The sequence below is a fragment of the Aliiroseovarius sp. F47248L genome (assembly GCF_023016085.1).
Classification (GTDB): Bacteria; Pseudomonadota; Alphaproteobacteria; order Rhodobacterales; family Rhodobacteraceae; genus Aliiroseovarius.
Window position 1 is genome coordinate 37,018 of record NZ_JALKBF010000002.1, and the last position, 12,150, is coordinate 49,167.

12 protein-coding genes are annotated in these 12,150 nt (G+C 57.5%); 7 read left to right on the forward strand and 5 right to left on the reverse strand.

Translation table 11 applies throughout. The features are described from left to right. Positions 1-5 precede the first annotated feature (5 nt). Both MWU51_RS15590 and MWU51_RS15595 read left to right on the forward strand, forming a co-directional pair. Positions 6-1,151 (forward strand): TauD/TfdA family dioxygenase, encoded by a 1,146-nt coding sequence (locus MWU51_RS15590; protein WP_247039000.1) that lies wholly within the window; start codon positions 6-8, stop codon positions 1,149-1,151. Next, positions 1,148-1,738 carry an HD domain-containing protein gene (locus tag MWU51_RS15595; RefSeq protein WP_247039002.1) on the forward strand — a complete coding sequence of 197 codons (591 nt, stop codon included), beginning with the start codon at positions 1,148-1,150 and terminating at the stop codon, positions 1,736-1,738. Before MWU51_RS15590 ends, MWU51_RS15595 begins: the two co-directional genes overlap by 4 nt. A gap of 32 nt (positions 1,739-1,770) precedes the next feature. Here MWU51_RS15595 and MWU51_RS15600 read toward each other — a convergent pair whose 3' ends face one another. Beyond that, a complete protein-coding gene (locus MWU51_RS15600) occupies positions 1,771-2,478 on the reverse strand; it encodes a DnaA N-terminal domain-containing protein (protein ID WP_247039004.1) in 708 nt (235 codons plus the stop codon). Positions 2,479-2,963: 485 nt separating this feature from the next. On the opposite strand from MWU51_RS15600, the gene MWU51_RS15605 reads away from it, so the two are divergent. The 4 genes from MWU51_RS15605 to MWU51_RS15620 all read left to right on the forward strand — a co-directional run bounded on the left by MWU51_RS15605 (position 2,964) and on the right by MWU51_RS15620 (position 5,990). Next, positions 2,964-4,268: an AAA family ATPase gene (locus MWU51_RS15605; RefSeq protein WP_247039006.1), complete on the forward strand. Its 1,305-nt coding sequence runs from the start codon at positions 2,964-2,966 to the stop codon at positions 4,266-4,268. Further along, complete coding sequence (locus MWU51_RS15610; protein ID WP_247039008.1) at positions 4,265-5,341, forward strand: ParB N-terminal domain-containing protein; 1,077 nt, start codon at positions 4,265-4,267, stop codon at positions 5,339-5,341. The genes MWU51_RS15605 and MWU51_RS15610 overlap by 4 nt, the downstream gene beginning before the upstream one ends. Before the next feature lie 121 nt (positions 5,342-5,462). Continuing rightward, a complete protein-coding gene (locus MWU51_RS15615) occupies positions 5,463-5,684 on the forward strand; it encodes a type II toxin-antitoxin system CcdA family antitoxin (RefSeq protein WP_247039010.1) in 222 nt (73 codons plus the stop codon). Positions 5,685-5,696: 12 nt separating this feature from the next. Next, the gene (locus MWU51_RS15620) at positions 5,697-5,990 is read left to right on the forward strand and encodes a CcdB family protein (RefSeq protein ID WP_247039012.1); all 294 of its coding nucleotides are present in this window, start codon (positions 5,697-5,699) and stop codon (positions 5,988-5,990) included. A 353-nt stretch (positions 5,991-6,343) separates the two neighbouring features. Here the strand turns inward: MWU51_RS15620 and MWU51_RS15625 are convergent, their stop codons facing one another. Both MWU51_RS15625 and MWU51_RS15630 read right to left on the reverse strand, forming a co-directional pair. Then, complete coding sequence (locus MWU51_RS15625) at positions 6,344-7,372, reverse strand: hypothetical protein (RefSeq protein WP_247039014.1); 1,029 nt, start codon at positions 7,370-7,372, stop codon at positions 6,344-6,346. After that, entirely contained in the window at positions 7,369-8,070 is a 702-nt protein-coding gene (locus tag MWU51_RS15630) for a hypothetical protein (protein WP_247039016.1), read from the reverse strand. Before MWU51_RS15630 ends, MWU51_RS15625 begins: the two co-directional genes overlap by 4 nt. 51 nt (positions 8,071-8,121) lie before the next feature. Between MWU51_RS15630 and MWU51_RS15635 the strand changes: the two genes are divergently transcribed. Further along, the gene (locus MWU51_RS15635) at positions 8,122-9,219 is read left to right on the forward strand and encodes a hypothetical protein (protein ID WP_247039018.1); all 1,098 of its coding nucleotides are present in this window, start codon (positions 8,122-8,124) and stop codon (positions 9,217-9,219) included. 6 nt (positions 9,220-9,225) lie between these two features. Here MWU51_RS15635 and MWU51_RS15640 read toward each other — a convergent pair whose 3' ends face one another. Beyond that, entirely contained in the window at positions 9,226-9,840 is a 615-nt protein-coding gene (locus tag MWU51_RS15640) for a HEAT repeat domain-containing protein (protein WP_247039019.1), read from the reverse strand. 105 nt (positions 9,841-9,945) lie between these two features. Further along, positions 9,946-12,072: a tetratricopeptide repeat protein gene (locus MWU51_RS15645; protein WP_247039021.1), complete on the reverse strand. Its 2,127-nt coding sequence runs from the start codon at positions 12,070-12,072 to the stop codon at positions 9,946-9,948. Positions 12,073-12,150: the final 78 nt, after the last annotated feature.

The following is a 12,150-nucleotide window of genomic DNA, read 5'->3' on the forward strand; positions in this document are numbered from 1 at the left end:
ACACCATGCTTGATGCCAACCTTGACCCGACAGGACAGATCCTGACTCTCACCACCCCAGACGGCCCTTTGCGCTTTCACGCCATGTGGCTGCGCGACAACGCCTGGGACGACGACACCCGCGCGCCCGGCAATGGGCAGCGGCTTGTGGCCCTGCGCGACATTCCGGCGGATACGAAAATGTCCGGGGTTGCCGTGAATGGCAGCGCGGTTGATGTGACATTCGTGCCCGAGGGCAAAACCATCACCTATGACGTAAATTGGTTGGTGCAGAACGCCTATGACCGCCCTGCCCCGACGCAAAATGGCTGGCTTTCGGCTGAATTAGAGCCTTGGGACGCCCGGCTTATGGGAGCCGTTCCGGTCGGTGACTTCGCCGCAATGTCCCAAAATGCGGATGCCCTTCGCGATTGGCTCGCGCTGGTCAACTGCTATGGCTTCGGCAAGTTGGAAAACGGCCCGATCGAGGACGGCGCGCTGTTCAAAGTGGTTGATCTGTTTGGCTATGTGCGTGAAACAAATTACGGCCCGAAATTCGAGGTGCGCACCGAAGTAAACCCGACCAACCTCGCCTTCACCGGGCTGGGGTTACAAGCGCATACCGACAACCCATACCGCGACCCGGTGCCGTCTGTTCAGGTGCTGTATTGCCTTGAAAGCTCAGCCGCAGGTGGGGAAAATATGGTGGTCGACGGGTTTGCCTGCGCCCTGCGCCTGCGGGACGAAAACCCTGACTATTTCACCGCATTATCGTCCTATTGCGCCCGATTTGAATATGCGGGTGACGATGGTGTCTGCCTGCAATCGCGCCGTCCGATGATCGAACTGGCGCCTGATGGTGAAATCATCGCCGTGCGCTTCAACAACCGCTCGCTGGCTGCCGTCAGCGACGTGCCGTTTGACGAAATGCAGACCTATTACGCCGCCTATCGCCGATTTGGCGAAATCATCGACGACCCGGCGATGGAGGTCACCTTCCGGCTGGAACCCGGCGAGGCGTTCGTCGTCGACAACACCCGCGTTCTGCACGCTCGTAAAGCCTATTCCGGCACCGGCACGCGGTGGCTTCAGGGCTGCTATTCCGACAAGGACGGGTTACGCTCGACCTATACCGCGATGCGCCGTGCAGACATGAAAGAGGCCGCAGAATGAAACCCGATATCGACACCCTGACCCCCGACACCATCGTTGATTTCATCGGCAGCATCTTCGACCGTCGTGGCGGCGAGGAATATCTGGGCGAACCCGTCACCATGGCCGAACACATGCTGCAAGGCGCCACCATCGCCGAGCAAAACGGCCAACCCGAGGAAATCATCGTCGGTGCCTTGTTGCATGACATCGGACATTTCACGTCCGAGTTTGGCACCTATCACCCCGACGACACAGAAGACCGTCACCACGAAGACGCGGGCGCTGAGGTGCTTGAGCAGTTTTTTCCCAGCGTCATCACTGATTGCGTGCGGTATCACGTGGCCGCGAAGCGTTATCTCTGCGCCACTAAACCGTCCTATTTCGACCGGCTCAGCGAAGCCTCGGTGCATTCGCTGATGCTGCAAGGCGGGCCGATGAGCGATGATGAGGTCGCCGCGTTTGAAAAGAACCCGAACCTGAAGCACATCATCGCGGTGCGCTATCTGGACGATGCAGGCAAACGCGAAGATATGGAAACGCCGGACTATTGGCACTTCGCCCCGATGGTACAACGGATGGTCGATCGGCACTGCAACTCCGGTTGACTCCCCCTGCCCTATCACTCTTTTACGCTGGATTAGTGTCGGATTGCGATCTCTCTCACGCTTTTGTCGATGGATTGGCAGGCATACAGGATGCGCGCGCGAAAATGGGTGTCGACGTAATCCGCGTGAAACCGGCTGGGCGCTTTCAGGATCAGTTTTGCGCCCTCTCGCCCCTGCCGGGACAGGCCCCGGAACCATGCGTTGAACAAGGTCTGATCCTCTGAATGCAGCAAGGTCTGAACCGTCGACCATTCCGTCCCGTCCGACATATCAGGCGGAGGCGTCTCGGCCCCCCCTGCCCCGCCACGTGACCCGCCGACCGGCAGCGGCACGACATTGTCGTCCTTCGCCTCGTCCCGCGTCATCCGCTGTTCGTAATCAGGCCCTATTGCGGCCCAACTGCCCTGAGTGGTGCGCAGAATCTTTTCGATATCGAGACGATATTCCGTGACCCGCCCCCGCGAACCCTGCCGTTTGACGACCAGCCAGCCCATCGCGCGCAGCTTCGCCATCTCGCGCTTCACGGTGCGCTCGTCGACCGACCACAGCCGCGCAATCTCGCGCTGGCCGACGGTCAATTCATTGCGGACCCAGTTGTAGCGCGCCGTGACCAAGGTCATCAGTCGCAACACCAACCGCTGCGGTCCCTTTCCTTCGGCCAAGGCATAAGCGCCCATCGCCGTAAGAAGATCATATTTCAACGCGGCCGCATGACGACCCGTTGCCCTGAGCTGCTGCATACCGCCCTCGGCTTGCCTGTTCCGTCTGCCTTCGCAGAGACCTCAATCCGGATCTTTGCCCGGAAGTGTTATCAATTGCCGAATCTGACGTTCGGTCTTTGGAAGGCATATTACGTCGAACTCAACGCTTTTGCCAACTCTGTTACGATTTGCGTCCTTGGGTGCGATTCTGTCAAGCCCCCTCTCGTTTTGCGCCCCTAAACCTTTTCAAATCAAAAAAGAAAAAGGGTTTATTGGTATAGGGGGACACCTAGTCTGTCCCCTAATGCAGCATAAATGTCCCCTATTGTGGTCACATCCCACATATTGTGTCCCCTTATTTCGACGAGGATAGGCGTTAATCTGGGAAAATCTTTTAAAATCAATGCTGTCCCTGTGGGGCGAGGTCCTACCGCTCATTGTTGAATTCCCTTTTGCTTTTTCCGCCAATTCCGCGTAAATCAGAAAGCACATATAATTAGCGTCCTATAAGAGCAGGAGTCAGGATGTTTACCCACGAAGATTTGGCACAGTTACAGGCACAATCACTTAAGATGCAGGGCTGGATCAGGCAGCAGACCTATTCGCCCGAGATGGAGAAGACGCTGCGCCGGTTCTCATCCTGGGAGGTCGCCGAGCTGATCTTCAAGGTCAACCAATCCACATTGCGGGGACGATTGGCCGCCGACCCCTCCCTGCCCCAAGGGCTGGTCGAAGGCGACGGGCGGCAGCGCTGGTATACGCTGGACGAGATCAACGAACTGCGCCGGCGCATCCGGATCAACCGCAAATCCATGATGCCCAAGCGCCCCGAAGGCAAGCGCGCGATTCGCGCAGCCATTGCCAACTTCAAAGGCGGCGCGGGCAAATCGACCGTCGCCCTGCACTTTGCGCACGCCGCCGCGTTGGATGGCTACCGCGTGCTGTGCGTGGATTTCGACCCGCAGGCGACGCTCAGCCACTCGATGGGGCTGAGCGACGTGGCCGAGGAATACACCGTCTGGGGTGTCATGGCGCGTGACCTTATTCATGAAACCCAGCGGATGAACAGCGCGGTCGCGGGCGCCGAAAGCGGAACCGCCCTGCCCCAGCGAAAGCTGCCTGCCTCGATCACCGATATGGGGCTGTCCGATCTGCGCAATTCGGATTTCATCAAGCCGACATGCTGGCCGACCATCGACATAATCCCCAGCTGCGCCAACGCGGCTTTCGTTGAATTTGCGTCCGCGCAATACCGTCACGTGAACCCGGAATGGTCGTTCTTCGCCGCTGTATCGCGGTTTCTGGATGGACTGGCGGATGACGCCTATGACATGATCGTCTTCGACTGCCCCCCCGCGATTGGCTACCAGTCGATGAACGCCGTATTCGCGGCGGATGTGCTCTATATCCCGTCGGGTCCCGGCTATTGGGAATATGACAGCACCACGTCGTTCATCGGTCAGTTGTCCGAGGCGCTGGAGGATCTGGCGCGCTTCACCAACTCTGTCCCCGCGGGGACAATGTCGTTGCCCAAGGAGTTCGCCGATGTGCGCTTCCTGCTCACGCGCTATGAGGCATCGAACGAATTGCACCGTGCGATGCGGACGGCGTTTGGTAAGGTTTTTGGGGAACGATTGGCGGATCACCCGATCGAGATGACGCGCGCTGTGGAGCAATCCGGGCGCTTCCTAAGCTCGATTTACGAAATTGATTACCGCGATATGACGCGGGAAACCTGGCGGCGCGCGCGGGGGTCGTTTGACACCGCGTATGAAGAATTCAGGGACAACCTGCTGACCGCCTGGGACAAGCTGGAGGATAGAGCATGAGCAAACGTCGCGTCTTTGACATAAACTTCCCGGAAGCCGACCCACTAGTGGCAGAGCCGCCAGCAGAACCGGCAGTTGAACACCGTCGTGGTCCGATGGCGTCGGCCATTTCTGAAAACGCCGCAGCCCTTGAGGAGCGTAAAACGGTCGAGGCCAGCATACGCGCCGAAAACGACCGGTTGGCCCATGAGCATGTTCGGCTGAAAAAGGCGGGACTGATCACGGATCTGATCCCTCTGTCTGCTATTCGCGCCGACAAATTGACCCGTGATCGCAAACCGGGACGGGACGAGGATCTGGATGAACTGAAAGCCTCGATCCTTGATGTAGGGCTATCAAACCCGATCCGGGTCGAGCAGGTGGGAGAGGGAGTCTATGAGCTGGTTCAAGGCTTCCGCCGTCTGACGGCCTTTCAGGAATTGTTCGAAGAAACTGGCGACGAAGCCTTCGCACGCATCCCCGCTGGGCTTATGGCGCATGGCGAAGAGCTGGAATTGCTCTATCGTCGTATGGTCGATGAGAACCTTGTGCGCCGTGACATTTCCTTTGCCGAAATGGCAGAGCTGGCACGCGGGTATGTAGCCGATCCGGAAACATCGGCGCAGGATGCGGATGAGGCTTTGAACGCTTTGTTTGGGTCTTTGTCGCGGCAGAAGCGAAGCTACATCAAGCATTTTATGGTGTTGCTGGATGCCATCGGATCGCATCTGAAATTTCCCGAAGCGATCCCGCGGGCATTGGGTCTGTCGCTTGAAAAGCGACTGGTGTCAGAACCAGGCGCGCCTGCAAAGGTAAGGTCGGCACTGGTTGCCGCCTTGGTGTCGACCCCGGATGCGGAACTGGCTGTGCTGCGCGAGCATGTGTCGCCAGCGCCAGCACCGAAAAAGACCGAAGCGCCCAAGCCGACAGGAGCTGCCAAGACCACGTTTCGGCAGGATGTCAAAGGCGGTACCGTACGCTGCGCGGCGTCTGAAGGTCGGATTGAGATGCGCATTGCCCGTGACTTTTCCAACGTCGACCGGCATCGCTTGGAAGAGGCTGTCAAAGCATTCTTCCGAGAGTTGGACGGCTAAGAGACGTCCCCAATCCGGGTCTGTCCCCGTGGGGACAGTCGGGCAGGAGGGGCGGTCATCTTGCGTGGAGAGGAAGTGCTGTCTATACTCTTAATTTATACGCATGATGGAGGAGGCCGAAATGGGTCGCGTGAAGGTAAACCTGACACTTGACGCAGATGTGGCGGACACGGCGCGCGCGCTTGGTCTGAACATGTCGCGACTGGCCGAGGCCGCAATTTCCGAAGCCGCGAAGATCGAGCGTAATCGCAAATGGCGCGACGAAAACAAAGCTGCCATCAACAGCTATGCCGAAGAGGTGGCCCGCGATGGGCTGCCGCTGACCAAGTTTCGCAGCTTCTAGACGTAGATTGGTATGGCACAGTTCGACTTGTATCGCCTGAGCAATGGGCAGCTTGTGGTGGACCTGCAAACCGACCTGATCGGGATCGAGGCGTCGCGTATTGTGGCCCCGCTGCGCGAGGCAGGGCGGTATACCGCGTTTCCCGGGCTGACCCCATTGGTGGACGTGGACGGCGCCCGTTGGATTGTCCGGGTGCAGGAGCTTGCCGCAGTTCCCGGGGCAGAGTTGCATCAACCCATCGGGTCGTTGTCAGAGCACAGGGACACCCTGAAGCGCGCGCTGGATATCCTGATCGACGGCGTATGAGGTGGTGCCGGGCGTGTTAACTTATCATGTCTGATAATTTAAGATTATTGGACATTACTGATTTCCATAAGAGGCGGCGGTTTGTTCTGCAAATAGGGACATAAAGCGCCGTAATGAGAATGCAGCCCGATACCGGGATATTTGAGCAATTCCGTCAGAGGCTATATTAGAACCATATCCCAGATACCATCGTCGGTCAGGACGCGCGGCCATGAAACATCTGAGAATGTTGCCGTTTTGCCGGAGAGTGTCTGGTACGACTGTATCTTGTGGTGGGGCAGGGGGATCGGCGCAAGGCTTTGGTGTTGTTTAGCGGATAGAGGCACTCGGACGCGTCAAAAAATGCCTGCGTGTTACTGACCACGTCCCCTGAACGAGATCTTCTTTATCTCAACCACCAGTGTCAGGGCTGTCACGGCGAAACCTAGAATTGCGGTCAGGGCCAACAGCAACGGGTCGCGCAGGGCGCGGTCGATCCATGTTGGCGTGACCTGTGTTTCGCGGGTCCCGAAGCTCTTGATGCGCAATTGCGCCTGTTTGTGCTCCAAGCTGCTTGAGGCCACGATGCTGAACCCCGGAGTCAGATCCAGATTCGGGGCAATGAACCCGGTCGCAAGTACAGACAGGGCGGACGTGTTTTCCTTGGTTGGTTTGTGAAACGCCACACGGTCGCCGCGATAAAGCGTGCCGGTCACCACTGTCGTAGGCTCGGCGCTGGTGGTGCCCCACGGGCGGTATTGGCGCAGGAAATGTTCGCGCACTTCATACCGTCCTTCGATCAGATAGGCATTGGCCCCCGATCCGGTCTCTTGTCCAATCTCGACGTCGCCTGCAAACTCAAGCAGCGTGACACGCTGCCAGTTCGTCGGTTCGATCCGCAGAAGGGATCCGGGGGTCCAATTGTGCTGATCGGTCAGGCGAACCCCACTTGAACCTGCCTTCGTCTGATCAGGTCGATCTGAAAGCCGACGGAGTAAAGCCGAGCCATCAGATTCGGCACGCAATTGGATTTGAACTCCGGACGGCATCCGTATTTCCGTACCGGTCAGGTCGTTGATTTCAAACAGGCCCGGATTGCATCCTGTGCCCGTCCAATTGGTGGCAAGCCTGATGTCCTTGTTGGCCCCACGATCGGAGCAGAGCGTAGCGTTCGGCAGTTTCCAGACCGCGTCTGGCCCGGTGACTGTAATCCGGGCCCCTAGCGTGCGCGCTTCGACCAGATATACCTGCCCCAATGGAAATGAGTAGCTCAGCACGATCAGGATGGGGACGCCGATCAAGGTCAGCAAAAAGGGCAGGCGCCCTTGTGCGGCTTGGATCAGCGCCTTGATCCGCCGCAGCGTCTGTCGAACACCCACACCTTTCGCGACCTGACCGCTCATTCCCAGCCAACGACGTTGATGGCAACTTCGGGGTCGATGCTTGTTCCGCGCATTCGATAAAGCGCGATGCGTGCGCCACCTTTGATCTCGGACACGTCGATGTCACAGCTGAAGTCGAAAGCCGCACGTTCGCCGCCTGCGGTTGGCGTGCAGGTCACCTGATTTGCATCGTTGACGATCAAAAAGGCTTCGTCCGCCCGAAAAGAGTTCACAAGCACGGTAACAGTCTGGCCCAGATCATCAGTATCGTCAGCCCGCCATGATGCGACGGCGACATTGGTCAGGGCAGAGTCGGCGCTGCAGGGAAAGGCCAGCACGGCAATCTCGGCATCTTCGTAATCCCGCAGCTCGGGCCGCAGCGGCACATAATCCATCAGCGTCATGGGGCTGTCGCCTCCGGCCTCGGCGCTGTAGCGGGCATTTCCGAAATAACGCCCATCCTCGGTGGTGACACGCACGCAGACATCAGTGGATCGCGCATTTGGGGGCAGGGCGGCAAGAATGGTCTCTCTGCCCGCTTGGTCTCTGGCATTGATGGTTGGCCGAACCAATCCGACGAACACCGCTTCGGCGGTGACACGCGGTTCGGGCAGCATTTCATCCTTGAGATTGACCAGCACCAGCCGGTCGGCCGCAAATGCATGTGTGGTGCAGGTTGCAAGCCCACATGCCAGCATGATGACCTTTGAGTTGACCATGAAGTCCCGCCTTCTGTACCGTCGATCCAACTATAGCCAATCGGGTAAAACGTGTCAGCATTTCGTATCCTTATCTTCGCGCTTGTGCTGCCGTTTGCGGCCAATGCAGAATCTGTCGCCCTGAAAGAGGGTTTGGGACAAGGTTTGTTGCTGCGTCATCTTGGGAATTGCTATGTCGTGTTCCCGTCCCATGTGCACAAGGACGGGCCGGTCCTTAATCTGTTTACTTCGTCCCCGCAGGCGGCCGGAATAGGAACGGTTTTCTTTCGTCGGACGGAAGCAGATTTTGCCTTGGCGCTGGTGCGGGGTAGTGCCAGCGAACGGTGCACTCAACCCTTTTCGAAACTGCCACGGGACACGGCGCGTTTGTTGAACGGGTCGCGCAATGCCGTATTGGAACGGGTCAATCCCCAAGGCGGGTTGGAGCGGTTGGCCATGCGCATTGATCGCATCGCGTGGGCTGCTGAAACCGAAGGCGTGGCGAGTGGGTTGTATCAATACATCTATGCCTCGACCGATACGGCGGCAGGTGAAACGCGCGAAGTGTATCAGGGCACAAGCGGTGCCATTCTTTACATCGACGATACACCGGTTGGCATGGTTGTCACCGCACCCGATGCCACATCTGTTCGTGCGCTTAGGATGGAAGAGATCACCTTGCCGCTGACGCGTTGGTTTGCCAGTGGCAGTTTCGGAGCGCTGAACGAAAGTGCGCCCAAGGATGCGGTGTCAGACGGGCTGCCGTTCACCATCACGGAATGGACAGGCAAGCTGGCGGATCAGGCGCTGCCACCCACAGGGCTGGCCACGGGAACTGCGCCTTTCCGTGCGCATCCGGTGTCCGGGTCCGTGTCCTTCGTGCTGGAACTGTCCAAGGTCGGCAATGTCGGCGTGCGTGAACTGGTGCTGGCCGGGCCGACGGATGAAAACACCGCGACCACACCCCGAAAAGTTGTGATTGATGTGGACCGGTCGCGCAGGGGACCGGCAGATTTTCGTTCGTTCACTTCGGTCGAGATGACACCGGGTGCGCCCTTGTCCGTTGCGATGAACACTTTGGTGCGCCGGGTGCGGGTGCGCATCCTTTCGGCCTGGTCAGCAGACAAGCCAATCGAAATCTCATCGGTCACCGTGACCGACGCAAAATAGCGCGATTTACCTCAGCGGGATTTCCACCGGAAATTCGATCTGAAAACGGGTGTTGCGGAACATGCCACGAAGCGCACCATCGCCGTCGAGTTTCAGTGTTCCATCAAGGTTTTGATTTTGATACACAAAGTTTATTCGCGTGCCGTTGACTGTAAGATTATAGCCCGGAACGCAGTTTTCCTTTTTGTAGTAGAGATTGACGCAATTCTCATCCTTGATGGCATTGCCGACCTGAAAGCTCATCCGGCCTTGATACGCCTTTTCAAGCGATTTGCGGGCTTCATCAGATTGCACTTCACCCTCGGGATCCACAAGGATGGCCATGGTGCGCAGGCGGCTGAGAATTTCCCAAAGTGCACGCGCGCGAACGATCTCGTCGACATCTGCGATTGCCATGGAGGTTGCGATTTCATACAGCGACGGATCGCCATGCGTTACCATCGCGTCAAAGGCCGCCAGCCGTATGTTGGCATCTTCATTGCGCAGCAGCGCACGCAGTTCGGCAAATTCGTTGGCATCGGTTTCGGCTTGGGATTTGATGGCGTCGATGTCGATTTTCTGGGCGCTTAATACAGTGGGCAACAGCGTGGCAAACAGGCCAATGGCCAGATACTTCTTCATAAAATCATCCCCTCATCTAAAATAGGTCTTTCGGATCATGTTGCCTCAGGTGAATGACTTATGGCAACGGATATTCAGATACCGAGACCGCGTCGGGTAAAGCAGTCAGTAGTTTCCGATCTGGCAGGCAATCCCGATCTGGAAGCCCAAAAGCGGGTTGCGTTCGATGATCTGCTTGATCAGGCGGCGGTTGTAGTTCTGCCTGTGGATGTTGGGGATCGCCTGTCGCCCGATATTGGCCAGACAAGAACAGCGGCGTTGATCGAAATGCGGTGTGCATGACTTTACAAAGACGGACAGGCCGCCATCGGCACCACGTGCGTTGGACTGCAAGGCTTTGGCGATGCCACTGGCGAACTGGTTGGCCGCAGCCCCACATGGCAACTGGCGAGCAAACATCACGCCCGCGACCATAGCTGCCTGACTGCGACCCATTGATCCCATCATCTCGCCCAGATTGGGATTCGAGTAATCAAACCCCATGATGTTCCCCATTGATGAGCTGGCAATGAACGCGGCCAGTTCAGCCCTGAGAGCGAAGTCGTCCGACGGCGCGCCGCATCGCTCCATCAGGTCCGAGGCAAGACCGGTCATAAAGGGCAGGTTCTGTTCGGTCAGATTGAAGGGTTTGCCCGCCGCCAGACGGTTCACATCATCCGCGCGGTCGTTTGGCACGTTATATTTCTGCGCGGGTGTTTCCGAGGTCGCGGATTTTATGGCGGCCAGATAGGTGGCGGCGTTCTTGTCGCCTTGCTGCGCCGCGCTTTCCAATAGTTTGCGGCCCTCGGCTTTATCGGCAGTGACGCCAAGCCCGTAATAGATCATCCGTCCCAGCTCGCCCGTGGCGGCAAACAGGTCTGCGTCATGCGCCTTGCGGAACCAGCCCACGGCTTTTTTCTCGTTCTTGGTGGTGCCCTGACCGCGCGCTTGCATGAAGCCCACGAAGTATTGCGCCCAGGCAACGTCCTGCTTTGCGGCGGCGTGAAGATCACGATAAGCGAGCTTTTGATCCTTTGTGATGCCTTTGCCGAAATACAGGGCGTATCCGGCCTGATACGCACCTTGCGCATGACCCTGATCGGCCGCGTTACGAAAATGCCTATAGGCCTCGGCGGCATTGTTCGGATCACGATACACCAGCATGCCCAGCTGATACTGCGCTTCGCTGACCCCTTTGTCCGCCGCGATGCTTAGCCACCGTTCGGCCGCTTCGGGGTCGGCTTTTCCCAGCGTGCCGTTCAGCTCGTATATCCCCAAAAGATAGGCGGGCATGGCCAGTTTGCGGGACGCCGGCTCTATCAACAAAGCGCGCGCGGCGGCTGGGTTCTTTGTGACTCCGTTCCCGTAAACAAGGTGTTCAGCGCCCAAGACATATGCCAGTGGGAAATCGTCTGCGATCAGATCAGGCAACAGACGTTCGGCCAGATGGTAATCCTTATTTGCTTCATGCACGCGGGCCAGAGCATATCGGACAGACGCACTGCCTTCTTTCTGGGCAGCGGCCTGACAGACGGGCAGGGCGCGTTCTGTGTCGATTTCCGCGATAGGTTTTCCTGACCGCCACTTTTTATCCATCTTTTGCACTGAGGGGTCTTCGCCATGGCCGGCAAGAGCCAGACATTCAGCCGCGATGGCGCGGGCGCTCAATCCATCACCCGTTCCGATATCGACGAAGAACCGCCCGCTGGTGTATTTCGCGCCAGGTTTTCCAAGGTTTTCGAGCTCGCGCAAATTGATCTGTGACCAAAGCCGAACGACCTCGTTCAGCTGATCGCGAGACGTGACCTTGTGGTTGCTTCCATTTTTCCCGACATCAATTCCGTTATTTTTCAAAGCCGCCAAAGTGGTTTCGTCAAGATCAATCGTGCTGAAGTACAACGCGTCTGCTGTCGCGCGGGTCGCGAGGTATATCGTTGCTGAGCCCGCTTTTTTCGGCACAAATTGTGCGATCTGAAGATCGTCAAGACCTTCGATTGGATGAAATGAAATGGTAAACCCATTCGCCGCATCAACTGGATAATCCGAAAAGGCGCCATTTCTGTAGCGCAACTCCATCACGCCCGCAGTTCCGTTTTTATCAAGCTGGACACCTCCGTTCGGGTTTGAAGCCAAAAGAAAGAAATGGTCGCCATAGATTTTCTGACCTGTCGAGCTGTCCAAAAGCGGCGTGTCCGATTCAAGCTGACACGCAGCTAGAAGCAACAGCACAGATGCAATAAATGCGGCCCTCATAAATCCGGCCTCCTGAAAAAAGAATCATCAATATCCGTCGATGATAGCGCATCTTGCCGATTTCGATGAAATCGCGAT

Bases quoted from the DNA above. Each gene is read 5' to 3' on its own strand.
- MWU51_RS15615 (WP_247039010.1), top strand. From the start codon at position 5,463: ATGGGTCGCGTGAAGGTAAACCTGACACTTGACGCAGATGTGGCGGAC.
- MWU51_RS15590 (WP_247039000.1), top strand. From the start codon at position 6: ATGCTTGATGCCAACCTTGACCCGACAGGACAGATCCTGACTCTCACC.
- MWU51_RS15640 (WP_247039019.1), bottom strand. From the start codon at position 9,840: ATGAAGAAGTATCTGGCCATTGGCCTGTTTGCCACGCTGTTGCCCACT.
- MWU51_RS15645 (WP_247039021.1), bottom strand. From the start codon at position 12,072: ATGAGGGCCGCATTTATTGCATCTGTGCTGTTGCTTCTAGCTGCGTGT.
- MWU51_RS15605 (WP_247039006.1), top strand. From the start codon at position 2,964: ATGTTTACCCACGAAGATTTGGCACAGTTACAGGCACAATCACTTAAG.
- MWU51_RS15600 (WP_247039004.1), bottom strand. From the start codon at position 2,478: ATGCAGCAGCTCAGGGCAACGGGTCGTCATGCGGCCGCGTTGAAATAT.
- MWU51_RS15630 (WP_247039016.1), bottom strand. From the start codon at position 8,070: ATGGTCAACTCAAAGGTCATCATGCTGGCATGTGGGCTTGCAACCTGC.
- MWU51_RS15595 (WP_247039002.1), top strand. From the start codon at position 1,148: ATGAAACCCGATATCGACACCCTGACCCCCGACACCATCGTTGATTTC.
- MWU51_RS15620 (WP_247039012.1), top strand. From the start codon at position 5,697: ATGGCACAGTTCGACTTGTATCGCCTGAGCAATGGGCAGCTTGTGGTG.
- MWU51_RS15610 (WP_247039008.1), top strand. From the start codon at position 4,265: ATGAGCAAACGTCGCGTCTTTGACATAAACTTCCCGGAAGCCGACCCA.
- MWU51_RS15625 (WP_247039014.1), bottom strand. From the start codon at position 7,372: ATGAGCGGTCAGGTCGCGAAAGGTGTGGGTGTTCGACAGACGCTGCGG.